Annotated in this window: 23 protein-coding genes; 12 read left to right on the forward strand and 11 right to left on the reverse strand. The window is 66.1% G+C overall.

Annotation, left to right across the window (positions count from 1 at the left end):
- Window positions 1–77 precede the first annotated feature (77 nt).
- The 4 genes from fabG to AC066S_RS15145 all read right to left on the reverse strand — a co-directional run bounded on the left by fabG (window position 78) and on the right by AC066S_RS15145 (window position 3705).
- Window positions 78–815 (reverse strand): 3-oxoacyl-[acyl-carrier-protein] reductase, encoded by a 738-nt coding sequence (gene fabG, locus AC066S_RS15130; protein ID WP_126258275.1) that lies wholly within the window; start codon window positions 813–815, stop codon window positions 78–80.
- Between the two features lie 10 nt (window positions 816–825).
- On the reverse strand, window positions 826–1797 hold the full coding sequence (fabD, locus tag AC066S_RS15135; RefSeq protein WP_135169984.1) for an ACP S-malonyltransferase: 972 nt from the start codon (window positions 1795–1797) through the stop codon (window positions 826–828).
- Between the two features lie 174 nt (window positions 1798–1971).
- On the reverse strand, window positions 1972–2997 hold the full coding sequence (locus AC066S_RS15140) for a fatty acid desaturase family protein (protein WP_478270070.1): 1026 nt from the start codon (window positions 2995–2997) through the stop codon (window positions 1972–1974).
- A gap of 3 nt (window positions 2998–3000) precedes the next feature.
- On the reverse strand, window positions 3001–3705 hold the full coding sequence (locus tag AC066S_RS15145) for a TetR/AcrR family transcriptional regulator C-terminal domain-containing protein (RefSeq protein WP_478270071.1): 705 nt from the start codon (window positions 3703–3705) through the stop codon (window positions 3001–3003).
- Between the two features lie 337 nt (window positions 3706–4042).
- Between AC066S_RS15145 and rpsF the strand changes: the two genes are divergently transcribed.
- The 4 genes from rpsF (at window position 4043) to rplI (ending at window position 6547) form a co-directional block, all read left to right on the forward strand.
- Window positions 4043–4543, forward strand: coding sequence for a 30S ribosomal protein S6 (gene rpsF, locus AC066S_RS15150; protein ID WP_126258271.1), 501 nt, complete (start codon window positions 4043–4045; stop codon window positions 4541–4543).
- 5 nt (window positions 4544–4548) lie between these two features.
- Complete coding sequence (rpsR, locus tag AC066S_RS15155) at window positions 4549–4788, forward strand: 30S ribosomal protein S18 (RefSeq protein WP_007592020.1); 240 nt, start codon at window positions 4549–4551, stop codon at window positions 4786–4788.
- Window positions 4789–4917: 129 nt separating this feature from the next.
- Window positions 4918–5895 carry a YybS family protein gene (locus AC066S_RS15160; protein ID WP_478270072.1) on the forward strand — a complete coding sequence of 326 codons (978 nt, stop codon included), beginning with the start codon at window positions 4918–4920 and terminating at the stop codon, window positions 5893–5895.
- Between the two features lie 52 nt (window positions 5896–5947).
- Window positions 5948–6547 (forward strand): 50S ribosomal protein L9, encoded by a 600-nt coding sequence (rplI, locus tag AC066S_RS15165; protein WP_126258269.1) that lies wholly within the window; start codon window positions 5948–5950, stop codon window positions 6545–6547.
- A 111-nt stretch (window positions 6548–6658) separates the two neighbouring features.
- Here rplI and AC066S_RS15170 read toward each other — a convergent pair whose 3' ends face one another.
- The 3 genes from AC066S_RS15170 to AC066S_RS15180 all read right to left on the reverse strand — a co-directional run bounded on the left by AC066S_RS15170 (window position 6659) and on the right by AC066S_RS15180 (window position 8760).
- The gene (locus tag AC066S_RS15170) at window positions 6659–7126 is read right to left on the reverse strand and encodes a PaaI family thioesterase (protein WP_126258268.1); all 468 of its coding nucleotides are present in this window, start codon (window positions 7124–7126) and stop codon (window positions 6659–6661) included.
- A gap of 11 nt (window positions 7127–7137) precedes the next feature.
- Window positions 7138–7734 carry a TetR/AcrR family transcriptional regulator gene (locus AC066S_RS15175; RefSeq protein ID WP_135164348.1) on the reverse strand — a complete coding sequence of 199 codons (597 nt, stop codon included), beginning with the start codon at window positions 7732–7734 and terminating at the stop codon, window positions 7138–7140.
- A 105-nt stretch (window positions 7735–7839) separates the two neighbouring features.
- A complete protein-coding gene (locus AC066S_RS15180) occupies window positions 7840–8760 on the reverse strand; it encodes a hypothetical protein (protein WP_478270073.1) in 921 nt (306 codons plus the stop codon).
- A gap of 281 nt (window positions 8761–9041) precedes the next feature.
- On the opposite strand from AC066S_RS15180, the gene AC066S_RS15185 reads away from it, so the two are divergent.
- The 3 genes from AC066S_RS15185 to alr all read left to right on the forward strand — a co-directional run bounded on the left by AC066S_RS15185 (window position 9042) and on the right by alr (window position 13905).
- Window positions 9042–10292, forward strand: coding sequence for an SAM-dependent methyltransferase (locus AC066S_RS15185; protein WP_167767567.1), 1251 nt, complete (start codon window positions 9042–9044; stop codon window positions 10290–10292).
- A gap of 778 nt (window positions 10293–11070) precedes the next feature.
- Window positions 11071–12576 carry a replicative DNA helicase gene (locus AC066S_RS15190; RefSeq protein ID WP_028136855.1) on the forward strand — a complete coding sequence of 502 codons (1506 nt, stop codon included), beginning with the start codon at window positions 11071–11073 and terminating at the stop codon, window positions 12574–12576.
- 51 nt (window positions 12577–12627) lie between these two features.
- Window positions 12628–13905, forward strand: coding sequence for an alanine racemase (alr, locus tag AC066S_RS15195; protein ID WP_167767577.1), 1278 nt, complete (start codon window positions 12628–12630; stop codon window positions 13903–13905).
- Window positions 13906–14029: 124 nt separating this feature from the next.
- Here the strand turns inward: alr and AC066S_RS15200 are convergent, their stop codons facing one another.
- Window positions 14030–14245 carry a cysteine rich repeat-containing protein gene (locus tag AC066S_RS15200; RefSeq protein ID WP_126258263.1) on the reverse strand — a complete coding sequence of 72 codons (216 nt, stop codon included), beginning with the start codon at window positions 14243–14245 and terminating at the stop codon, window positions 14030–14032.
- Window positions 14246–14285: 40 nt separating this feature from the next.
- Here AC066S_RS15200 and AC066S_RS15205 point away from each other — a divergent pair, with 40 nt between their 5' ends.
- Window positions 14286–15056 carry an exodeoxyribonuclease III gene (locus AC066S_RS15205; protein WP_135169978.1) on the forward strand — a complete coding sequence of 257 codons (771 nt, stop codon included), beginning with the start codon at window positions 14286–14288 and terminating at the stop codon, window positions 15054–15056.
- A 105-nt stretch (window positions 15057–15161) separates the two neighbouring features.
- Here the strand turns inward: AC066S_RS15205 and AC066S_RS15210 are convergent, their stop codons facing one another.
- On the reverse strand, window positions 15162–15938 hold the full coding sequence (locus tag AC066S_RS15210; protein ID WP_135170032.1) for a potassium channel family protein: 777 nt from the start codon (window positions 15936–15938) through the stop codon (window positions 15162–15164).
- 386 nt (window positions 15939–16324) lie between these two features.
- On the opposite strand from AC066S_RS15210, the gene AC066S_RS15215 reads away from it, so the two are divergent.
- Window positions 16325–17050 (forward strand): sulfite exporter TauE/SafE family protein, encoded by a 726-nt coding sequence (locus tag AC066S_RS15215; RefSeq protein WP_126258261.1) that lies wholly within the window; start codon window positions 16325–16327, stop codon window positions 17048–17050.
- A 10-nt stretch (window positions 17051–17060) separates the two neighbouring features.
- On the opposite strand, the gene AC066S_RS15220 is transcribed toward AC066S_RS15215, so the two are convergent.
- Both AC066S_RS15220 and AC066S_RS15225 read right to left on the reverse strand, forming a co-directional pair.
- The gene (locus AC066S_RS15220) at window positions 17061–19109 is read right to left on the reverse strand and encodes a putative bifunctional diguanylate cyclase/phosphodiesterase (RefSeq protein ID WP_478270074.1); all 2049 of its coding nucleotides are present in this window, start codon (window positions 19107–19109) and stop codon (window positions 17061–17063) included.
- Between the two features lie 17 nt (window positions 19110–19126).
- Window positions 19127–20275: an ABC transporter substrate-binding protein gene (locus tag AC066S_RS15225; protein WP_478270075.1), complete on the reverse strand. Its 1149-nt coding sequence runs from the start codon at window positions 20273–20275 to the stop codon at window positions 19127–19129.
- A 191-nt stretch (window positions 20276–20466) separates the two neighbouring features.
- On the opposite strand from AC066S_RS15225, the gene radA reads away from it, so the two are divergent.
- The 3 genes from radA (at window position 20467) to purF (ending at window position 24260) form a co-directional block, all read left to right on the forward strand.
- Window positions 20467–21912 (forward strand): DNA repair protein RadA, encoded by a 1446-nt coding sequence (gene radA / locus AC066S_RS15230; RefSeq protein ID WP_478270076.1) that lies wholly within the window; start codon window positions 20467–20469, stop codon window positions 21910–21912.
- Between the two features lie 167 nt (window positions 21913–22079).
- On the forward strand, window positions 22080–22709 hold the full coding sequence (locus AC066S_RS15235; RefSeq protein ID WP_126258257.1) for a CvpA family protein: 630 nt from the start codon (window positions 22080–22082) through the stop codon (window positions 22707–22709).
- A gap of 27 nt (window positions 22710–22736) precedes the next feature.
- Window positions 22737–24260 (forward strand): amidophosphoribosyltransferase, encoded by a 1524-nt coding sequence (purF, locus tag AC066S_RS15240; protein ID WP_478270077.1) that lies wholly within the window; start codon window positions 22737–22739, stop codon window positions 24258–24260.
- Window positions 24261–24292 lie beyond the last annotated feature (32 nt).

Genomic DNA, 24292 nt, shown 5'->3' on the forward strand with positions numbered 1-24292 from the left:
ACAAGCCTCATTTCGCTCCGGAAACGGCCGTATGCCGCATCCCGCGCCGCCGATGCGGGCAGTGCGGAATGAAGGCCTCAGATCATGGCCATGCCGCCGTTGACGTGGATGGTCTGGCCGGTGACGTAGGCTGCTTCGTTCGAGCTCAGGTACACGGCGGCCGCCGCGATGTCCTCGGGCGTCCCCAGACGGGCAGCCGGAACCTTGGTCAGAATCGTTTCGCGCTGCTTGTCGTTGAGCGCGTCGGTCATCGGCGTCTTGATGAAGCCCGGCGCGATGCAGTTCGCGGTCACGCCGCGCTTGGCGTATTCGGCGCCCAGCGTCTTGATCATGCCGATCAGGCCCGCCTTCGAGGCGGTGTAGTTACCCTGTCCGGGATTGCCGGTGACGCCGACCACCGAGGTGATGGCGATGATGCGACCGAAGCGCTTGCGCATCATCAGCTTGGTGGCGGCACGCGCGAGGCGGAAGGTCGCGGTCAGATTGACGTTGATGACCTCCTCCCAATCCTCGTCACGAAGCTGCACGAAGAGATTGTCACGGGTGATGCCGGCATTGGCGATGAGGATGTCGACCTGGCCCATCGCGGCTTCCGCAGCGGGCACCAGCGCCTCGACCTCATCGGCCTTGGAGAGATTGCAGGGCAATACAAAGACGCGCTCGCCGAGCTTGCCGGCAAGCTCATCCAGCACTTCCTTGCGCGTCCCTGAGATCGCGACGGTCGCGCCCTGCGCATGCAGGGCCTGCGCGATCGCGCCGCCGATGCCGCCGGTGGCGCCGGTGACGAGCGCCTTTTTGCCAGTCAGATCGAACATCGATAACTCCTCAACCCTGCTTGGCGGCGGCCAAGGCGTCCTTTAAGGCGTCCTTGGCGGCGGCAATGTCATTGGGACCGCCGACAGCAACGCCGACGGCACCGTCCGCGATGCGCTTGACGAGACCGGTCAGCACCTTGCCGGCGCCGATCTCGAAGAATCGGGTGACGCCCTGCCCTGCCATATAGGCGACCGACTCGCGCCAGCGCACCGTTCCGGTGACCTGCTCGACCAGGCGGCGGCGGATCTCGTCGGGATCGGTGATGGCGCTTGCCAGCACGTTCGACACCAGCGGCGCGGCCGGCGCCTTGATCGTGACTTTCGACAGCGCCTCCGCCATGGCATCGGCGGCGGGCTGCATCAGCTTGCAATGGAACGGGGCGGACACCGGCAGCAGCATCGCGCGCTTGGCACCCTTGGTCTTGGCGATCTCGACGGCGCGATCGACCGCGGCCTTGTCGCCTGAGACGACCACCTGCCCGCCGCCATTGTCGTTGGCAGCCTGGCAGACCTGCCCCTGCGCCGCCTCATTGGCCACCGCCATGGCGGCCTCGTAGTCGAGCCCGAGCAGCGCGGCCATTGCGCCGGCACCGACCGGGACGGCCTTTTGCATTGCAAGACCGCGGGTGCGCAGCAGGCGGGCGGTATCCGACACCGTCAGGCTGCCGGCCGCAGCGAGCGCCGAATATTCTCCCAGAGAGTGGCCGGCGACGAAGGCCGCGTCTCGTCCCACGGAAAATCCGGCCTCGGCCTCCAGCACGCGCAGGGTGGCGATGGACACCGCCATCAGCGCCGGCTGGGCGTTTTCGGTGAGCTGGAGGGTCTCGGCCGGACCATCCCAGATGATGGCCGTCAGCTTCTCGGAAAGCGCAGCATCGACCTCGTCGAACACGGCGCGCGCCGCCGGAAAGGCCTCGGCCAGGGCCTTGCCCATGCCGACCGCCTGGGACCCCTGCCCCGGAAATGTGAATGCTGCCGTCATCGGCGCTCCCTGCTTGTCGGACACGATCCCGCTTGAGAACCGGCAGCCGATTACGCGCGGCCTTGGGCCATGGTTCCGGATCGCGCTCCAAAGGGGGCCGTAGACACTGTCCGGGGCCGGACTGTCAAGCCGCGATGGGAACCCCGGCCAGCATTCAACTGGGGATACGCAGGCTCAAAACCCGCCGGCGGTCTGGTTGGCATCGACCTTCGCGCCCGCCCGCGCACGGCGCGCGCTGTTCACCAGTTCGCCCCGGCGGTCATCCCGATCGGGCTTCGCCGTCGCCAGCCGCAGCACCGCGGCATAGCCCGGCTGCACCTCCATGCGGCCGGCATAGCGGCTCGCGCTCAGCAGCCGATGCACCTTCGGCAGATTGTAGCAGGGCACGTAGAACAGCAGATGATGCTCGAGGTGATAGTTCACGTAGTACGGCGCGATGAACAGCCGCTCGAGAAAATTGGCATGCGTGGTGCGGGTGTTGCGCAACGGATCGCTGCTGTCGGGGACGACGGCGTGCTCGGCGATGTTGCGGATTCGGGTGATGACCATCATCCAGGTCAGCAGCGGCACCAGCCATAACAGCGGATAGGCCCACCATACGCCGACCGCCGCGCACGCGGCAAACATCACTGCATTGACGATGCATTGCGGACCGAGCTTGTCCCAGAAATGCGCCAGGCGCTGACGCCACGGCCAGTGCTTCGCGCCGAGCGCGTTGAGCAACTGCGCCTTGCGCTGCTGGTAGCCGGTCTGTCCGGTGATGTCGCGCATGAACTTGCGGCGATAGCTCAGCTTCGTGATCGGAAACGGCGCCGACAGCACGAGATCGGGATCGTCCTCCTGCTGCGTGCGCGCATGGTGCTGGAGGTGGTAACGCCGGTAGCTGCGCGTCTCCGCAAACAGCGGATAGGCACACAACCACTGGCTCAGGGTCAGATTGGTCTTCTCGTCGGCGGACAGGCAGCCATGCGCGCCGTCATGCATCAGGATCGCGAGGCCCAGCTGGCGCGAGCCGATGATCGCGACGGCGAGGACATAGGTGACCGGATTGGGCCACCACGCGACCAAAGCAATCGCGCCAACGATCAGCGCCCAGGCGTGCGCGATCAGCGCAACGCCTTTCCAGGTCACACGCCGGCGCACGTCGGCAAGTTGGTCGTCGGTCAGGAAGTCGCGGGCACGCATGCGTAGCGCGGTCATGGCCTAACCCTCCTCGTCCGGCGTGGTCGTTGCGTCACGCTCCTCGACAAGGCGCAGGCGCGCCGTGTCGGTGGATTTCGCCTGCTCGCCGAGCACCCGCAGCATCTCGGCGCAGAGCTCCTCGGGCGAGCGGCCCATCGCGTAGCCTTCGAGAATGACGCCGATGGCGACGGCCCAGAAACGCCGCGAGCTTTCGTCGGGCGCCCGCAGCGAACGCCAGCCGTGCCGTGCCACCTGGCTCGCATAGGCGCGCGCGCCTTCGCCGTGCAGGCGCTCGATGGTCCGCTCCACGAGCGGCGCAAGATCCTGGCGGCGCCGCGTCAATGTCAGCGCCTCGGCGAAGAAAGCGACGGAATCGCTCGCCGTCACGGTCTGCGCCAGCGCATGCGTGTAGTCCCGCGGCGTCCGCGCCTTCAGCGCCGCCTGCTCGGTCGCACGCGCCAGATACAGCAGCTCGCGGCAGGCGCATTCGACGAACAGCGCTTCCTTGGTGCGGAAGTAATAGGTGATCTGGCTCGGAAATGCGTCCGCCGCGGCCGCGATGTCGGTGATCGCCGTGCCCGACAGCCCGCGCTCCCGGAACAGCGGGCTGGCCGCATCCAGCAGCAGCGAGCGCATCTTGCGGCCGGCCGACCTTGTGGCGCGCGCGGCGTGCTTCGGATCGCCCGCCGACGCTTCGAACGGAGCTTGAATCGATTCACCCGCCATCAATTCCTCCCGACTTATTCTTTGTATGACATACAAACAAATACGTCAAGCCGGTACGGGAGGGTGGATTGGCCGCCCCGACCACCGCCGTTTCGGCCGAAAGCTCGGCGCTCGAACCTTGCCAAGTCGGCCAAAATCCGTATAAGGCGCGCATCCGCAGACCCCGGCCGGGAGCTGAACGGACGGTCTCAGCAAATCATTCGTGATTTTGGTGTGGCAGGGCCAGTCGGCCCGTCGTCCCGTGTTTCCGCCTTCTGAGCTTAATCCCAGAGTCCTTTCCGAAGGCCTCTTAAGGGCTTGACGCCGGGCGATGCGCCAACATGAGGAAAGGACCACCATGGCTCTTTATGAGCATGTTTTTCTCGCGCGTCAGGACGCGAGCACGCAGCAGGTCGAAGAGCTGACTGCGCAGATGACCGGCATCGTCGAGGGTCTCGGCGGCAAGGTCACCAAGACCGAGAATTGGGGCGTACGCTCCCTCACCTACCGCATGAACAAGAACCGCAAGGCGCACTTCGTGCTGCTCAACATCGACGCGCCGTCCGCGGCGATCGCCGAGATCGAGCGCCAGGAGCGCATCAGCGAAGACGTGATCCGCTATCTCAGCGTCCGCGTCGAGGAGCTCGAGGAAGGCCCGTCCGCGATGATGCGTAAGGCCGACCGCGACCGCGAGCGTGACGATCGTGGCGGCGGCTTCCGCGGCGAGCGCGAAGGCGGCTTCCGTGGCGACCGCGAGGGCGGTTTCCGTGGCGGCGATCGCGACGGTGGTGGCTTCCGCGGCGACCGCGGCCCGCGCCGTCCGCGCGAAGAAGCTGAAACCACGACGGATGGGGAGTAAGAACAATGGCTGAAGCTGGTGCACGCCGTCCGTTTTTCCGTCGTCGCAAGAGCTGCCCGTTCACGGGCGCCAATGCTCCGAAGATCGACTACAAGGACTCCAAGCTCCTGATGCGTTACGTCTCCGAGCGCGGCAAGATCGTGCCGAGCCGCATCACGGCGGTGTCCGCGAAGAAGCAGCGTGAGCTCGCCCGCGCCATCAAGCGCGCGCGGTTCCTGGGCCTGCTGCCCTACGTCATTCGCTAAGACGACCAATTCGGCCGGCGGCCTGAGCCGCCGGTCGCAACTTTTCGATCTCATAAGGCTTCCGGGTCGTCCGGTCGCCGATGGTTGGGGCGAACTGCCTCTAACCGCTCGAAGGGAGCGGGACAGCTGATGATTGCATTTGTGCTGATAGCCCTGATCGCCGGCGCTGCGTCGGCCCTGATGTTCGCCTCGATCATTTCGGGCGCGCTGATCTCGCTCGTCCTGTTCTATCTCGCACCGCTCCCTTTGATGGTCGCCGCGATCGGCTGGGGACCGCTTTGCGCCAGTCTCGGCGGTATCGCTGCTGCGATCGGCCTCGGTGCCCTGTTCGGCCTGCCCTATTGCATCGCATTCGCCCTCACCGTCGCACTGCCGGCCTGGTGGCTCGGCCATCTCGCCCTGCTCAGCCGTCCCGTGGGACCTGTCGCGCCGAACGCTGCCGCCGAACCAGCCGCCGCACCTGAGCTCGAATGGTATCCGGTCGGCCGCATCCTGCTGTGGCTCGCCGGCTTCGCCGCCCTGACCACGATGGCTGCCCTGCTCACGCTCGGGACCGATGCCGACACCATCCTCGGCACGCTGCGGCGCGGCCTGATGCGCCTCCTCCGCGCCACCGACCCGCAAAGCTCCGGCGAAGTCGGTCAGTTCGTCGACGCGCTGGTGCGCATCGCACCGGCCGGCGCCACCATCATCGCGATGATGACGCTGACCCTCAACCTCTGGCTCAGCGCCAAGATCACCGCGACGTCGGGCCGGCTGCGGCGCCCGTGGCCGGACATCAAGACGGCAGAGCTGCCGCCGATGACTCTGGTGGCGCTCTGCGTCGCACTCGCCTTCTGCTTCACCGGCGGGCTGCTCGCGATCGTCGCCCAGATCACCGCGGCGGCGCTGATGATGGGCTATGCGCTGACCGGCTTCGCCGTGCTGCACACCCTTACGCTGGCGCTGAAGAGCCGCACGTTCTGGCTCGGCTCGACCTACGCCGTCGTGGTCGTGTTCGGATGGCCCGTGATCGCGATGGTGATCCTCGGCCTTGCGGATGCCATGTTCGGCTTCCGCGAACGCTTCCTGCGCAGCCGGCAGCCGCCGCCGCTGCCGACCCCTTGAGTTCAACCCCGAAAATCGAAACCCAAGAGAGCACTTCAAAAGGAGAACGAATATGGAAGTCATTTTGCTGGAACGCGTCAACAAGCTCGGCCAGATGGGCGAAGTCGTGAAGGTTCGCGACGGCTACGCCCGCAATTTCCTGCTCAAGCGCGGCAAGGCGCTGCGTGCCACCGCCGACAACCGTGCCAAGTATGACGGCATGAAGGCCGAGCTCGAGGCCCGCAACCTCCAGGCCAAGGGCGAAGCCTCCAAGGTCGCCGAGAAGATCAAGGACAAGAACATCATCGTGATCCGCCAGGCTTCCGAAGCCGGCCAGCTGTTCGGCTCGGTCACGGTGCGCGACATCGTCATGGCGTTCGAGGCCGACGGCGTCCACCTCGACCGTCCGCAGGTGCAGCTCGACGCGCCGATCAAGACCATCGGCAAGCACACGGTCATCGTTGCCGTTCACCCCGAGGTCGAGGTCGAGATCACCGTCACGGTTGCGCGCAGCCAGGACGAGGCCGAGCGCATCAACCGCGGCGAGGACATCTCGACCCGCAACGAAGACCGCGACGCGGCCGCCGAGGCGATCGCCGCCGCCGGCGAATTCTTCGATCCGGAAGCCGAGCACGACGAGGTCGAGCCGGCACCGGCCGCGGAAGAGAAGTAAGCGAAGCATGTCGTTCCGGCGCGGTCCGCAGGACCGAACCCGGAACCTCGAGATTCCGGGCCTGGCGCTTGCGCGCCATCCCGGAATGACGAACAAGAAAGCCCGGCTGCCTCAGGCGGCCGGGCTTTTCGTTTTGGCGGCAACGTCCTCGCTCAACATCGCGATCGAGGCCAGCGCCGTTGCCGTGTGCTTCTCGACGCCGTCGCTGACGCAGAACACGTCGGCGGCAACAACCGACACCTGACGGCCCGGCTTGATCACCCGGGCACGGCAGATCAGCTTCTCGCCGACCGCGGGCGACAACAGGTTGAGCTTGTATTCCGCGGTCAGCGCCGGCTGGCCACGCGAGGTGGCGGCTGCAATCGTCGTGGCGTTGTCGACCAGGAAAGCGGTGACGCCGCCATGGAAGAAGCCGTGCTGCTGCAGCAGCTCCGGCCGGCGATCCACGGCAATCGTGCAGGTGCCGCGCGTCAATTCCGACAGCTCGGCGCCGACCAGGTTCATGAAGCCCTGCCGGCCGACATTGGCATGGATGTGCTCGGCAATTGGAGCGAATTCCGGATCTGCTTCGGCGCGCATGCAGTCTCTCCTTATTGCTTGGTGATGCGATCGAGCGGCCGTAGCGCACGGATGGCGCAGGCGATCAGCGTGTCGGCCTCGACGCGCGGATCGGCGCGGTCGCGTCCCGACAGGAAGGCGCGGCAGAAAATCTGCGCCGGACCGATGAGCTGGCTGACGAACATCGCCGGCGTCATCGGCAAGAGCTCGCCGTTGGCAACCAGCGGCGCGCGCCAGCGCTCGATGCCGTCGCCAAGGCGCGCATTCTGCGCGCGCTGGGCGTCGCGGACGTCCTCGCCCCACTCGCTGCGCGAAATCTCAAACAGGTAGCGCGCCTCGCGCCGGCTGGTCACGACCCAGTCAAGATGTGCCCGGATCAGCCGATCGATGCCCTGCTCCGCATCGGGCACAGGATCGAGCGCGGCCAGCACCGCGGCGTGATAGTGCCGCAAGACCTCCAGGAACAGCGCACCGGCAAGCTCCTTCTTCGAGCCGAAGGCGTGAAAGAAGCTGCCGTTGGAGGCGCGCGCGCGGGCGCGGATCGCGGCGACGGTCGCAGCTTCGAAGCCGACGCGGTCGAACACGGCCAGCCCGGCTGCCAACAGGTCGTCTCGCACGCTCGCCGTCATCGACGCCTCCTGGAGTATAACTCTAGAGTAGTGCTCTAAACAGGTCAATACAAGGCAAAGGCCGCGACGAACGCGGCCTCGGCATGTGGAGCGAAGCGGGCTGGCTTAGCGCGAGATCGGTGGCGCTGGTGGGCCGGACGACTCGGCCGGCGCGGCAGGCGGGGCTGCGGCGGTCGCGGGCGGGGCCGGCTCCTGCGGCTTGGCCGCCGGTTCAGAGCTCGCAGCCGGCGCGGCAGGCTTGGGAGCTGCCTCTTCAGCCGCCGGTTTGGGCTCGGCGGGCTTCGCGGCCGCCGGTGCTGCGGGCGTTACCGGCGGGACCGGATCGGGCCGCAGCGCCGGGGTCTCGCTGCCGCGGGGTTCGACCTTGGCGCTGTCAGGCTTGGCCGCGTCGGGCTTGGTCTCCGGCTTGATCTCCGGCTTAGGCTCCGACTTGATCTCCGGCTTGGGCTCGCTCTTCTTCTCTTCAGTGGCTGGCGCGCCGGCGTCGACCTTCGGCGTCGCCTCGGGACCCGGCTTGCCGCGGCGCTTGCCCTTGCGTCCCTCGGGCGCAGCCTGTTCCTCCGGCTTCGAGCCGTCCTCGGCCGGCCGCGCCGCACGCTTCTGGCGGGCGCCCTCGGCCGCCGGCGCAGCCTCGCCGTCCGGCCGGGCGGCGTCCTGGGCGCGCGGGCGACGCCCCTGAGGCTCCGGATTGGTGCTCGCGTCCTTCTCCTTGGCGCCGTCCTTCTTGCCGTCCTTGGCCTGGTAGCGGGTGTCGGTGGCGCCGTTGGAGACGAGATAGGAGGCGAGAATGCCCGCCATGTCCGAGCTCGTGGTGTAGTGCTGGCGCAGAAAGCCCGGCAGCGAACCCGGCGCGACGGACTTCAGAAGCCCGCGTGGGCTCTTGTGGCACGCATTGCAGGTCTGGGCGAAAAGCTGGGACGGGGTTTTGCCGGCCTCGAGGTTCGTCGCCTGCGCAAAGACGGCATCGGTCGCGCCGAAGCCGATCAGAAGCAGTACCGTCGCGAGGCTGAGCGCTCGGCTCGACATTCCCATCATCTCCATTGAATTTCCGAGAGGTGCAGCCGGCCTCCGGCGCGGCGGCGGGGTCACCTTTTATCCGATTGAGCCGCGAATGGAAGCAGGCTCGGCGCGCAAGGACGTGATTAAGCCCTTTTGGAATATCGGCTGTGAATACAGCGCAATAGCGCAGCCGGCCCGCCCTCCCTAGATTTGGATGCAAACGCATAGGAACCAGAGCGGGACCTGAGCGTCCGATATGAAGCCGGGTTAGTCGCGTCTCTTGGGGTTCGCTCGAGAGGAAGGTGGCGATGGACCGATTGTTGCGTAGATTCCTGTCTCAATTCATCCGCCGCGGGTCGCTGACGGTGACCGGCTCCAGTGGATCGAAATTCACCGTCGGCGACGGCACCGGCGAGCCGGTGGCGGTCCGCTTCGTCACTGCCGAGGCGGAGCGGAAGATCCTCATCAATCCCGAGCTCGGGCTTGGCGAGGCCTATATGGACGGCGAGTTCGTCGTCGAACGCGGCACCATAGCTGATGCGCTGGCGATCCTGCTCGATCAACCCGACCTATTGCCGCGCTGGGCAAGACCCTGGTGGCATCTACGCTACCTGACGCGGCACCTGAAGCAGTTCAATCCGCCCTCGCGCGCCCGCCGGAACGTCGCGCATCACTACGATCTCGACGCCCGGCTGTATTCGCTCTTCCTGGACGCCGACAAGCAATACAGCTGTGCCTACTTCGAGACGCCGGAGGCGACGCTCGACGACGCGCAGCTCGCCAAGAAGCGGCACATCGCCGCCAAGCTGCTCGTCAGACCTGGCCAGCGGGTGCTCGACATCGGCTCCGGCTGGGGCGGGCTCGGGCTTTATCTCGCCGAGACCACCGGCGCCGATGTCACCGGCGTGACGCTGTCGACCGAGCAATTGCAGATCGCCAATACGCGCGCGGCCGAAAAGGGCCTGTCCGGCTCGGCCAGATTCCTGCTCCAGGACTATCGCGACGCCGAAGGCCCGTTCGACCGCATCGTCTCGGTCGGCATGTTCGAGCATGTCGGCGCCGGCTTCTACGACACCTATTTCCAGCGCTGCGCCGAGCTGCTCGGCGAGAACGGCATCATGCTGCTGCATTCGATCGGCCGCTCGCAGGGCCCGGACTCGACCAACCCCTGGATCGCCAAATACATCTTCCCCGGCGGCTACATCCCGGCCTTGTCGGAAGTGCTGCCGGCGATCGAGCGCGCCGGCCTCCTGGTCTGCGATATCGAGATCCTGCGTCTGCACTACGCAGAAACGCTGAAAGCCTGGCGGGAACGTTTCATGGCGCGGCGGGAGGAGGCTGTGCAGCTCTACGACGAGCGCTTCGCGCTGATGTGGGAATTCTATCTGGCGGCCTGCGAGATGACGTTCCGCAAGCAAGCCATGATGAATTTCCAGATCCAGCTCACGCGCCGCCAGGGCGTGGTGCCGATGACCCGCGACTACTTGCCGCGCGAAGAAGCCCGGCTGCGGGCTCGCGAAGGCGTGGCCGGGCCGAGGCTCAAATTGGCTGGTGAATAGATCCTAGTGACGCAGGGTCGAAATTGGGGCGAACCGGACCAGGGCCGTTAACGCCAGTTGTGCCCGCAGGTCCAGCAGGATTTCGGGGGCGACGGGCTGGCGACGCACGTCGGGCCGCTCAGCGTGCTCCATGGCCGCAATCAGGCCCGACAGCCAAAGCCGGCTACCCGCCTCGCTCCGCCAAGTCTGGGACTGCCAAGTGTTGGGCTGCCGTTCTGGCCGCATCGCTTGCCTCGTTCCCTGTTGACGGACCGCGGGAGACAATTCCCGTCCCGTCCGCCTGTTCCGGTCCTACCCCCGAAAGAATCCGGGGAGATGTGATCCACTTCACATAAGTCTGGTCGGGCCTGGCCTAGACCGTCGCCATGAGCAAAGAGACTCAAACCTCGCTTGACGTGCAGGACGACCTCCGCACCGATTACGCCCTGATCGCGACCGGCGTCGGGGCGGCTCTGGTTGCGCTGGTCTACCTCCTGCTGGTCTGAAGCCGAGCCGACAGCGCGTCGGCATGCGCCTTTTCGCGCATCTCTTGGTTACGTCTGCGCGCCAATCCATAAAGTTCATGGTTTCAGGATTTTTCCGTGGCGCGGTCGCAGCCGCGTCAGGCGGAGCCGGTTCCGCAAAAATCCGTCAAGCGCGGCGCGTGCCGCGACTGCTAATCATCCACCACTTTCACTGAGCGGTTGATAGCGGCCAGCTTTCGCTTCCGCTTTGCACCGAGGCGGCGCTTTATCCCGGCCCCGCATCCGCCCAAGAAAATTGCTAAGCACGTCCGACCATGGCCCTGACTGATTCGAACGTTCTCAAACTCGCGCCCGATGCCGGAACTCCCGCCTATCGGAGCGCGCCGCATAATATCGAGGCGGAACAGAGCCTTCTGGGCGCGATCCTGGTCAACAACGATGCCTTCTACCGCGTCTCCGACTTCCTGGAGGCGAAGCATTTCTTCGAGCCGCTGCACCAGACCATCTTCGAGACCGCCGGCAGCCTGATCCGGATGGGCAAGATCGCGACGCCCGTCACGCTGAAGACGTTCCTGCCCGCCGACACCGATGTCGGCGGCATGACCATCGGGCAATATCTTGCGCGGCTTGCCGCCGAAGCGACCACCATCATCAACGCCCAGGATTACGGCCGCACCGTCTACGACCTGTCGCTCCGGCGCGACCTGATCGGCATCGGCGAAGACATGGTCAACGTCGCCTATGACGCGCCGGTCGACTTCCAGCCGCGGGCGCAGATCGAGGACGCCGAGCGCAAGCTTTACGAACTCGCCGAATCCGGCCGCTATGACGGCGGCTTTCAGAAATTCTCGCAGGCGCTGACGGTCGCGGTCGATCTCGCGGCCAAGGCATTCCAGCGCGACGGCAAGCTGTCGGGCATCTCCACGGGCCTGCGCGACCTCGACACCAAGATGGGCGGCCTGCAGCACTCCGACCTCATCATCGTGGCGGGGCGTCCTGGCATGGGCAAGACGTCGCTGGCCACCAACATCGCCTACAACGTCGCCAAGGCCTATGTGCCGGAGCTTCAGGCCGATGGCACCATGAAGGCCGCCAACGGCGGCGTGATCGGCTTCTTCTCGTGCGAAATGTCGGCCGACCAGCTTGCCACGCGTATCGTGGCCGAGCGCACCGGCATCCCCTCTTCCCACATCCGCCGCGGCGGCATCACGGAAGCCGATTTCGAGAAGATCCGCCAGGTCTCGATCGAGCTGCAGTCGCTGCCCTTCTATGTCGACGCCACCGGCGGCCTGTCGATCGCGCAGCTGATGGCGCGCGCGCGCCGGCTGAAGCGCCAGAAGGGCCTCGATCTGCTCGTGATCGACTACATCCAGCTGCTCTCGGGTTCAGGCAAGCGAAGCGATAATCGCGTGCAGGAAATCACGGAGATCACGACCAGCCTGAAGGCGCTGGCCAAGGAGCTCAACGTCCCCGTTATCGCGCTGTCGCAGCTCTCGCGTCAGGTCGAATCGCGCGACGACAAGCGGCCGCAGCTGTCGGACCTGCGTGAATCCGGTTCGATCGAGCAGGACGCCGACGTCGTGCTGTTCGTGTTCCGCGAGGAATATTACCTCGCCATGAAGGAGCCCCGACCCGGCACCGAGGAACACGCCAAATGGCAGGCCGACATGGAGCGCACCGTCGGCCGCGCCGAAGTCATCATCGGCAAGCAGCGTCACGGTCCGACCGGCACGGTCGAGCTGCACTTCGACGCCTCGGTCACCCGCTTCGGCGACCTCGCGCATGACGGTCAATTGCCCGACCGCAGCAGCGACTACTAGGTTCCTTGGGTTGAACCGCGCGGGTCTCTTGCGTAAAACGGCGCCATGACAATGGCGTCCGACCCGAAAACCCATCCGCAATCCGGCCTTCTCTCTGCCGAGGCCAACCAGGCTGCCGCGCTCGCCGCCTATGGCGGCGTCTTGACCGTCGATCTCGACGCCGTCATTGCCAACTGGCGCAAGCTCGAGAAGACGGCGGTGCCGGCCGAATGCTCGGCGGTGATCAAGGCCGACGCCTATGGCTGCGGCGCCGAGCAGGTCGCGCGTGCCCTGAACAAGGCCGGCTGCAAGACCTTCTTCGTCGCCACCATCGAGGAAGCGCGCAAGGTGCGCGCGGCCGTTCCCGAGCCCACCATCTACGTGCTCGGCGGCTATTTCCAGAACACCGGCGAGCACTACGCCAGGATCAATTGCCGCCCGGTGATTGGCGATCTCAACGAGCTCGCCGAATGGGACGTGTTCTGCCGCCGCACCGGCTGGAACGGAGGGGCTGCAATCCACATCGACACCGGCATGAACCGGCTCGGCCTGACGCTGTCCGAAGCGCAGGCCATCATCCCCCGCATCAACGCCGGCGATCACGGCATCACGCTGGTGATGAGCCATCTGGTCTCGGCCGAGCAGCTCAACAGCCCGGTGAATGCCAGGCAGCTCGCCGCCTTCCGCAGCATCGCCAGCGAATTCGCCGGCGTGCCGGCCGCGCTCGCCAATTCCTCCGGTATCTTCCTGGGCGCGCCCTTCCAGTTCGACCTGGTGCGGCCGGGGGCTGCGCTCTACGGCGTCAACCCGACGCCGGAGGCCGACAATCCGATGCAGCAGGTGGTCGACCTCAAGGCGCGCATCGTGCAGACCCGCACCATCGAGCGCGGCGAGAGCGTCGGCTATGGCGGCACCTGGACCGCGCGGCGGCCGACCAAGCTCGCGATCATCGCAGTCGGTTATGCCGACGGCTATTTCCGCGCCGCCAGCTCCAATGACGGCACCCGCGGCGCTGAGGTCATCGTCGCCGGCAAGCGCTGCCCGGTCGCGGGACGCATCTCCATGGATCTCATCGCGATCGACATCACCGATCTGCCGCCGAACGCGGCGCGGCGGGGCCATATGGTGACGCTGCTCGGCGAGGGCATCACCGTCGACGAGCTCGCGCATCATTTCGGCACCATCGGCTATGAGGTGCTGACCAGCCTCGGCCACCGCTATGCCCGCATCTACAAGGGCGGCAATGTCGAGGAGCCGCTGGTGAAGCCGGAGCCCGCGTCGAACGCCGGGCAGCCGCCTACCCCGCCGCCGATCGAGCAGCCGCCAGCGTTGCCGCCGCTGCCGAGTTAGGCGACGCTCTCGTGCCCCGGACGCAGTGCAGCGCTCCTTCAGCGATGCGCTGCAGAGCCGGGGCCCATCTCTCGTATCGCGTTCAGGGTCCAGGCTCGCGCTCCGCGCGTCCGGGACACGAGGATTATTTCTTCTTTCTGCTGTCCAGCGCCGTCTTGCAGGTGGCGCTGAGCTGGTCGCGCTTGGCGTTGAGACAGGCGACGATGCCGCTGCCCGGCGCGATGCCGGCGCAGAATTTGTCGTAGTCCGCCTTGCACGCGCCGCGCGTTTCGGCTGACTGTGCCGCGACCCCGGAGAACGCGACGACGAAGGCGATGGCGGCAAAGCTCAACTTGGACATTGTGTCTCCGGGTACGGAAGGCAGGAGCCGGTAGCTCTACATGAAGATCGCGACATTCAACATCAACAACGTCAACCGCCGCCTGCCCAACCTGTTGGCATGGCTGCGCGCGGCAAAGCCCGATGTCGTCGCGCTTCAGGAATTGAAGGCAAGTGATGGCGAATTTCCGGCGGCCGCGATCGAAAAAGCCGGTTACGGCGCGGTGTGGCGCGGACAAAAAACCTGGAACGGGGTCGCCATCCTCGCCCGCGGCACTGGTCCCATTCTCACACGCGACCGCCTGCCGGGAAAGCCCGGGGATCACGAAGCCCGCTACATCGAAGCCGCCGTGCGCGGCATCATCGTCACCAGCATCTACCTGCCGAACGGCAATCCGCAGCCGGGGCCGAAATTCGATTACAAGCTCGACTGGTTCGCGCGGCTCAAGCGCCACGCCAAGACGTTCATCAAGCAGGATCTGCCCGTGGTGCTTGCCGGCGACTACAACGTCGCGCCAACCGAGATCGACATCTATCCGACGCGCTCATGGGACAAGGATGCGCTGGTCCAGCCCAAGAGCCGCGCGGCCTATGCCTCGCTGGTGTCGCAGGGCTGGTGCGATGCGATCCGCGAATTGCATCCGGACAAACGCGTCTACACGTTCTGGGACTACAAGCGGAACCGCTGGCCGCGCGATGCGGGCCTGCGGCTCGATCATCTCCTGCTCAGCCCTGCCCTGGCTTCACGGTTGGCGAAGGCTGGTGTCGACAAGAAGATCCGCGGCGAGGAAGGTGCCAGCGATCACGCACCGGCATGGGTGGTGCTGCGGTGACCTTCACCGCAAGTTCCTTCCGTCGATGACGTCTACAGGCACCGCATCCCGATCGAAAGCGTCGAGCAAGCGCGCATTGGCGGCGTCGCCAGCAGCGAGAGCTGTTCAGACTGCCCCTTCATCCGGAATGTTGAGAAGAGTTCCACAGGCCTTGCAATGCACCGCATCGGCGTCATGCCTCTGGAGCCCGCAAGCCGGACACGGAAATCGCACCTTGTTGGGACTGAGGAGCGCGCGGGCGAGATTGAAGAACAGCGTTACGCCGAAAATCATGATCACGACGGTTATCAAACGACCGACCGTGCCCGACAGGGTAATGTCGCCAAAGCCGGTCGTCGTCAGTGCCGTGACGGTGAAATACAGGGCGTCGGCATAGTTCCGGATCTCGTCGTTGCGAAATTTCTGAGTCTCGTAAACGATCCCGGTCATGACGAATATGAAGACTGCCAGGTTCGTAACGGCGAAGATGACGTCTTCGTTGCGACGAAAGAACGGAGAATCGATGCGCAACCTCACCAGCATCTGGTAGTCACGAAGCAGCCCCAAGGTTCGCAGGATCCGGAGAAAACCGCCCGCCTCGCCGGCAAGCGGCGCCAGGAAGGATACGATCGCAACCATGTCGGCCCACGTTGCGATTTCAGCGAATTTTCGAAACGGATGCCGATCGACGAGGAGCCGAGCCGAGAAGTCGGCAAGTAGCATGACGCCGAACAGGACATCGAGCGTTTCAATGATCTCACTGGGCTGCAGGAATGAGGTTGCGATGATGAACAGCACCGTCACGATGTCGAAGACGAGCAGGGCATAGCGGAAGCGAACGCCGCTCGGCGTTGCACCCTCGTAAAGGCGGCGGACGTTGCATCTGAGAGACGTGAGGGTCACGGCATCATGATCGCGGTTTGCATGGATGATGGCAACTCGCACAGCGCGCCGCAAGATCAGACCGAAATTCAACCACTCCGTGGCCGAAGAGCGAAATTGATCTCGGGCACCTTCGTCTGGAATCTCGCGCCCGTTCCGGAGAGGATGACCCGTGAATGGCGACGGAGCTCATCAGCCTCACCGGCAACACCTTTGTCGGGGGCGTTTGCGGCCATGCTCCGTGACGGCGTGTCGCCGCAACGCGCGATTGTCGCTGCGGAGCCGCTTGCATCGAACGCCTCGGAGCCGGAGCTCACACCGGCATGCGCAGCACAGGTTCCCTCGCCCGGCGCGGATCGCCGGTATCGCTGCCAGGGGCTAAACTCTCCCGATTCGTGGAGACCGTGTTGGCCTTTCTCTTCGTCCTCAGCGTCGGGCTCGTCGCCGGCACCATCTCAGGCATCGTCGGCACCGGCTCGTCGATCATGCTGATGCCGGTGCTGGTCTATGCCTATGGGCCGAAGGAGGCGGTGCCGATCATGGCGGTGGCGTCCGTGATGGCGAACTTCTCGCGCATCCTGGCCTGGTGGCGCGAAGTCGATTGGCGGGCTTGCGCGGCCTATTCGGCCACGGGCATTCCGGCCGCCGTGCTCGGCGCGCGGACCTTGTTGGCGCTGCCCGCACATGCCGTGGACCTGGCCATCGGCGTCTTCCTGATCGCGATGGTGCCGGTCCGGCACTTCCTGGCGCGGCACGATTTGAAGGCCAATCTCTGGCATCTGGCGATCGGCGGCGCGGTCATCGGCTATCTCACCGGCATCGTGGTCTCGACCGGCCCGCTCAGCGTGCCGCTGTTCCTGTTCTACGGCCTGTCCAAAGGCGCCTTCCTCGCCACCGAAGCCGCCTCCTCGCTCGGTCTCTATTTCGCGAAGTCGGTGACCTTCGAACGTTTCGGCGCGCTGACCGGCGAGGTCTTCATGAAGGGCCTGATCGCGGGCGCCTCGCTGATGTCAGGCGCCTTCATCGCCAAGCGCTTCGTGCTGCACCTGAGGCCGGACATGTTCCGCCTGCTGATGGACGCGATCATGATCGCGGCCGGGCTCTCCATGCTGTGGAACGCGACGCAGACGTAGCGACCCGCGCTCAGGCGAATTCGGGCGCGATCGAGGGGCTGTCGGCGAGGATTCGGCTCTCGGCCGCCGGCTGCGTCTTTAGCCATCGCAGCACGGCGTCGAGCGGTTGCGGCCGCTGATACAAATAGCCCTGCCCGAACCTCACCCCCATCTCGCGCATGGCCTCGGCCTGTTCGGCGCGCTCGATGCCCTCGGCGACCAGCGTGAGTCCGAGGGTGCCGGCGAGCGATGCGATCACGCCGACGATGGCCTTGTCTTCGGCGCTATCGGGAATCTCGCTGATGAACGCCTTGTCGATCTTGACCTTGTCGAGCGGAAAGCGCCTGAGATGCGCAAGCGAGCTGTAGCCGGTGCCGAAATCGTCGAGCGCGATCGTGGCACCCAAGCGGCGCAACCGATGCAGCGTCTCGGCGGCGCTGGCGATGTTGTTGATCAGCGAGCCCTCGGTGATCTCGAGCTCCAGCAGCGAGGCGGCAACATCGAAGCGGGCGCAGGTCGCGCGCAGCGCGGCGGCGAGCGAATGGTCGGCGAGCTCGGACGGCGGCAGATTGATCGCGATCCGGATCTGCGGCCGGCCGGCGGCGGCCAGGCGTTGCAGCGCCCAGCAGGCGTCGGTCAGCACGTAGCGGGTCAGCCGCCCATTGTTGCCGCTGCGCTCGATCAGCGGCAGGAATTCGGCCGGACCGATCACGCCATGGTCGGGATGACGCCAGCGGATCAGGGCTTCCAGGCCGACGACCTCGTGGCTTTCGAGGTCGACCTGGCTCTGGTACCAGACCTCGAACTGTCCCTCGGCAAAGCCGGCGGGAATGGCGAGCTCGAGATCCCTGCGGCGGCGGTAGTCGCGCTGAAGCGCTTCATCCAGCACGGCGACCGTGCCCGGCGCCTTGCTCTTGGCATGATAGAGCGCGATGTCGGCCAGCGTCGGCAGATGCGACAGCTCCGGATCGTCGGCGTGGCGCACGGCAAGGCCGATGCTGGCGCGCGGCACCACCTGCTTGTCGTGGAGCCGGATCGGCTCGGAAATGGCGGCCAGCACGTGCTGTGCGAATGCATGCGCCGAGGCCTCGTTGCTCACCTCGGGGCGGATGACGACGAATTCGTCGCCGCCGAGCCGGGCGACCCAATCCTGCGCTTCGACCGCGCTCCGAAGACGCTGGGAAATCTGAACCAGCAACTTGTCACCGGCCTCATGGCCGAAGGTGTCGTTGATGCCCTTGAAATCGTCGAGATCGATGAAGCAGAACGCGACCAGCGCGTCCGCTCTGCCGCGATGGCGGCTCGCGACGGCCAGGCGCTCGGTCAGGGAGCGCCGGTTGGGCAGCCCGGTGAGCGGATCGTGCGCGGCCATGTGTCCGAGCCGGTCGAGCGCGCCTGACGTGGTATGCTGCATGGCGTTGAAGGCGCGCGCGAGCTGGCCGAATTCGTTCGAGGATGTGACGTCTGCCGGATAGGCCCGGCCATCCTGCTTGCTGCGCTGGATCGCCGACATCATGGCGGCCAGCGGCCTGCCGATGAAGATGTTGGCGGAGATCCGCATGGCGATCAGCGTCGCAAAGGTCGCGAGCAAGCCGACGACCAGCAGCAGCACCAGCCGGCTGCCTGCGTCCGCGTAGAGCGCCGCATTGGAATATGCGATCGCGATGCGACCGGCCTCAACGGCCATGTTGCCGTTGCTGTAGTGGATCGGACGCGAGACCTCCGCGACCGTCCGGCCTTCGGGGCGCGCCGCCACGCGGGCAATCGCCGCGCCCGTATCGTCATAGACGGCGGCCGCCGCGATGGTCTCGTCGTGCATGATCTCGTTGAGCACGCTCGTGACCTGATCGTAGCGCATCTTCCAGAGCGGCTCGGCGATCAGCTCGGCCCGGCTCTCGGCGAGGCGGGCCATGCGGGCGTCAAGCTGCCTGATCTGCGACCAGAAGCTCGAAGCCTCGACGCCGGCGGAAGCGAGCAATTGCACCAGCAGCAGAACGGGCACGGTGGCCCAGATCATGGCGCGAACGACCGACCGCAAGCGCGGCGGCGCGGCCGGCTCGTTGCTTTCAACGTCGCCCATCGCCTCATCCTTGCGCATCAGTCGGCGGCGCCTTCGGGAAGCGGCAGGGACGAAATCAGCGCATCGAGGGAGAAGTCGTAGTGACCGCAGCGTCCCGCCTTCGCCCGGAACCGCGCGAAGTCGATCCGGTCGAACGCACGCGTCTTGATGAGGTCACCGACCGAGCCGAGATTCTGCCGGGTGATCGCGGAGGTCTTGACCTCGACCCGGGGCGAGACCGACGCGAAATCGCAGCCATCGGCATAATCGCGCAGCAGGACGATCGACCAGCCGCCGAGCAGGAAATGCCCGCCGTCGGTCAGCAGCAGGCGGCCTGCCCTGATCTCGCGCAGCGCATCCTCCGACCAGTTGAGGCCGACCAGCTGGATGTCGCGGCCGGGCACGAGGCCGGCGGCGACCACCGCGCGCAGCGCGCCGAGCGCCATCGGATCGTTTCCGGCCCAGATGCCGGCGGGGCGGATCTCCTTGCGCGAGGCCCAGCCCAGATAATTGGTGGTGACCCGCTCGGCCTCCGACTGCGTCCAGTTGGCGAACAGCAGCCGGTCCACCACGACGTCAGGGGCGGCATCCACCGCCAGCTTGAGACCGGCGTTGCGCGCGATCGAGGCGGGCGTGATCTCGTCGCCGCCGATGCCGAGAATATGGATCCTGCCATCCGGGCTCTGCCATTTCTCGGCACGCGCCGCCGCGATCAGGGCGTTGGCCATCCGCGCGCCCGCGGTCTGAAGATCGGTCGTGATGTCGCCGAGCCAGGTCTTGAGCTTCTGCCGCGGCGGTCCAAGGCGCGCCGCATCCTCGCCGATCAGCGTGTTCGAGAGCAGCAGCGTCTTGACGCCCGCAGCCTCGGCCGCCTCCAGGATCGGAACGGCTGCGGATTCCTCGTTCGACAGGATGAGGAAATCGGGCTTGTCCTGACGTGCCAGCACGCCGAGGCCGAGCTCCTGCATGGTGCGATAATTGCGTTCGCTGGTCAGCACCTCGACCTGCGCGTCGAGCTTACGACCGGCGGCCTGCATGCTCTGCGCCACCATGTCCCAGAAGACCTCACCGGTCTTGCCGGGATTGACGAAGACGATCTCGAGGGGTTTGGCAAAGCTGGGGCCGGCGGACGCGAAAACGCCGCAGGCCATGCCCGCAGCGAGCAATATTCGCAGGAATCTCATCATGTCTCGTCGCCGCCCCCCGATGGTTCCGAGCGTGAACCCGCGTCCGCTAACACTTCGCAAAATCCACCCGGCCACGGCGGTACAGGGCTAATGAAAGGTATATCTGGCGGGCGAGCTGAGATCATCGAAGCGCGGCGATTGCCCCGCCATTCCGTGCTATCAGCAAGCCGAAACCTCGACTCACCGGTCCCATGGCCAAGAACACGCTCTCCTTCGTCTGCCAGAACTGCGGCGCGGCCTATAACCGCTGGCAGGGCAAGTGCGAGTCCTGCGGCGAATGGAATACGCTCGCCGAGGAGGACACCAGCGGCAGCGTGCCGGTCTCGATCCGCTCCAGGCGCAGGGGCCGGACGTTCGCGCTGGAGAGCCTTTCCGGCAAGAGCCCGGACGCGCCGCGCCTGTCCTCAGGGATGACCGAGCTCGACCGCGTCACCGGCGGCGGCTTCGTCCGCGGCTCGGTGCTGCTGGTCGGCGGCGATCCCGGCATCGGCAAATCGACGCTGCTGACGCAGGCGACCAGCCTGCTGGCGCGCGCCGGCCATCGCGTCGTCTACATCTCCGGCGAAGAGGCGGTCGCGCAGGTTCGCCTGCGCGCCGAACGGCTCGGGCTGTCGGACGCTCCGGTGCAGCTCGCCGCCGAGACCTCGGTCGAGGACATCGTCTCGACGCTGTCGGAGGGCGCGGTGCCCCGCCTGATCGTGATCGACTCGATCCAGACCATGTGGACCGACACGGTGGAATCGGCGCCCGGCACCGTGACCCAGGTGCGGGCCTCGGCGCAGGCGCTGATCCGTTTTGCCAAGAAAACCGGCGCCGCCATCATCCTGGTCGGCCATGTCACCAAGGATGGCCAGATCGCCGGTCCCCGCGTGGTCGAGCACATGGTCGATGCCGTGATGTCGTTCGAGGGCGAAGGCTCGCAGCAATTCCGCATCCTGCGCGCGGTGAAGAACCGCTTCGGCCCGACCGACGAGATCGGGGTGTTCGAAATGACGGGCCTCGGCCTGCGCGAGGTCACCAACCCCTCTGAGTTGTTCCTGTCCGAGCGCGATCTCGGCACGCCCGGCACCGCAGTCTTCGCGGGTATCGAGGGCACGCGGCCCGTTCTGGTCGAATTGCAGGCGCTGGTGGCGCCGACCTCGCTCGGCACGCCGCGGCGCGCGGTGGTCGGCTGGGATCCGAGCCGGCTCTCGATGGTGCTGGCGGTGCTGGAGGCGCATTGCGGGGTCAAGCTGTCCGGTCACGACGTCTATCTGAACGTCGCCGGCGGCCTGCGCATCCACGAGCCCGCAGCCGACCTCGCCGCCGCCGCGGCGCTGGTATCGTCCCTGGTTAATGCACAATTGCCCACCGATGCCGTTTATTTCGGCGAGATCTCGCTGTCCGGCGTGGTGCGTCCCGTGGCGCAGACCCCGGCCCGGCTGAAGGAGGCGGCAAAACTCGGCTTCCAGCGCGCCGTGCTGCCCGAATCGGCACGCGGCGAGAGCGGCGGCGATGCCGGATTGTCGCTGAACGCGGTCAACAGCCTGACGACATTGGTGGCCGAGATCGCCGCCCGCGGCTCTCGCCGGGGCGAATCGAACGCGCCGGCCGAGAAAAATGCCACACCGGCAAGATTCCGCCGTGGAGAGGGTTAGGTGGAGGTGACGCCGGAGGCGCCCGCCGCTATACAGCCGTCACAAAAGCAGCATGGGATTGCGTGGTTGCGGCCTTGCCGGGAACGCCGTCTGCCCCTCTTTTAAGGCAGCGGCCAAACACCGATTCGCTAGAGCACCTTTGAAGTACGAGCGGACCAGACCAGCCGATGCCAGTTACCATCCTCGACCTGATCCTGCTCGGTGTGATGCTGATCTCGGGCCTGCTCGCCATGGTCCGCGGCTTCATGCGCGAAATCCTGTCGATCGCGGCCTGGGGCGCGGCGGCGATCGTGACGCTCTATTCGTTCTCGAAGCTGCTGCCGACCGCCAAGACCTATTTCAACAACGACACGGTGGCGAGCGTCGTCGTGGTCGCGGGCGTGTTCATCGGCACCCTGGTCGTGGTCTCCGTGATCACGGTCCGGATATCCGACATGATCCTGGATTCGCGCATCGGCGCGCTGGACCGCACCCTCGGCTTCCTGTTCGGGCTGGCTCGCGGGCTTTTGATCGTCGTGGTCGCCTTCCTGTTCTTCACCTGGCTGGTGCCGGACAAGCAGCGCCCGGACTGGGTCACGGGGGCGAAATCCCGCGTGGTGCTGCAGGGAACCGGGGATTGGCTGATGGCCCTCTTGCCCGACGACCCCGAGAACACCATCTTGAAGAGATTCAAGAAAAACAAACCAGATGATGATCAAGCTGATGCCGAGCAGCCGCCTTCGGGCAGTGGCGACGGATACAGTAAACCTGCTCGTGACAGTTTGAAGAAACTGATCGAGAAACCTGCGGCGCGTTGATTGCCCTTAAAGAGAGGCGCGGACGAGATGCGACACCCTGACCAGGACGCCCAATTCGATCTCGATCCAAACACCGGTCCCGGTGCGGCCGCGCTAGAGGTTCAGGACGATCTGGAGGGAGATACGCTGCGCGAGGAATGCGGCGTCTTCGGCATCTACGGCCACCCCGACGCCGCCGCCATCACCGCGCTCGGCCTGCATGCGCTTCAACACCGCGGCCAGGAGGCCGCCGGCATCGTCTCCTACGATGGCGGGCGTTTTCACAGTGAGCGCCGGCTTGGCCTCGTCGGCGACACCTTCTCCCGCCGCGAGGTGATCGACCGCCTGCCCGGCAACATGGCGGTCGGCCATGTCCGCTATTCCACCACCGGCGCCACCATCCTGCGCAACGTGCAGCCGCTGTTCGCCGAGCTCAATGCCGGCGGCCTTGCGGTCGCCCACAACGGCAACCTCACCAACGGCCTGACGCTGCGCCGCGAGCTCGTCAAGAGCGGCGCGATGATGCAGTCGACCACCGACACCGAGGTGATCCTGCACCTGGTCGCGCGCTCCCGGCGCAGCCGCTTCATCGAGCGCTACATCGACGCGCTGCGCGAGATCGAGGGCGCCTATGCGCTGGTCTCGCTCACCAACAAGAAGCTGGTCGGCGCGCGCGATCCGCGCGGCATCCGCCCGCTGGTGCTCGGCGAGCTCGACGGCTGCCCGATCCTGACCTCGGAGACCTGCGCGCTCGACATCATCGGCGCGCGCTTCATTCGCGACATCGAGCCGGGTGAGGTCATCGTGTTCGACGAGAACGGCCAGGACATCCACAAGCCGTTCCCGCCGATGGCGCCGCGTCCCTGCATATTCGAGTACATCTACTTCTCCCGTCCGGATTCCATCGTGCACGGCCGCTCGGTCTACGAGGTCCGCAAGGCCTTCGGGGCCCAGCTCGCGCGCGAGAGCCACGTGCCGATCGACGTCGTCGTGCCGGTGCCGGATTCCGGCGTGCCCGCCGCGGTCGGCTACAGCCAGCATTCCGGCGTGCCGTTCGAGCTCGGCATCATCCGCAACCATTATGTCGGCCGCACCTTCATCCAGCCGACCCAAGCGATCCGCGAATCCGGCGTGCGCATGAAGCATTCGGCCAACCGCGCCGCGATCGAGGGCAAGCGCATCATCCTGATCGACGACTCGCTGGTGCGCGGCACCACCTCGAAGAAGATCGTGCGCATGATGCGCGATGCCGGCGCCAAGGAAGTGCACTTCCGCCTCGCCTCGCCCCCGATCCTGTATCCCGATTATTACGGCATCGACCTGCCCGACCGCGGCGGTCTTCTGGCGGCGACGCATTCGCTGGAGGAGATGCGCGAGATCATCGGCGCGGACTCGCTCGCGTTCCTGTCGATCGACGGCATGTACCGTGCCATGGGCGAGCCCGGCCGCGACCCCGCCAATCCGAAATTCTCGGATCATTGCTTTACCGGCGCCTATCCGACCCACCTCACCGACCAGACCCAGACCGAGCAGCAGCCGCGGCAATTGTCGCTGCTGGCGGAGGCGAGCTGACGAAGGGGGCGTCCCGGGGAGCTCGTCAGAGG

Source organism: Bradyrhizobium sp. CFUWI, from assembly GCF_056429085.1.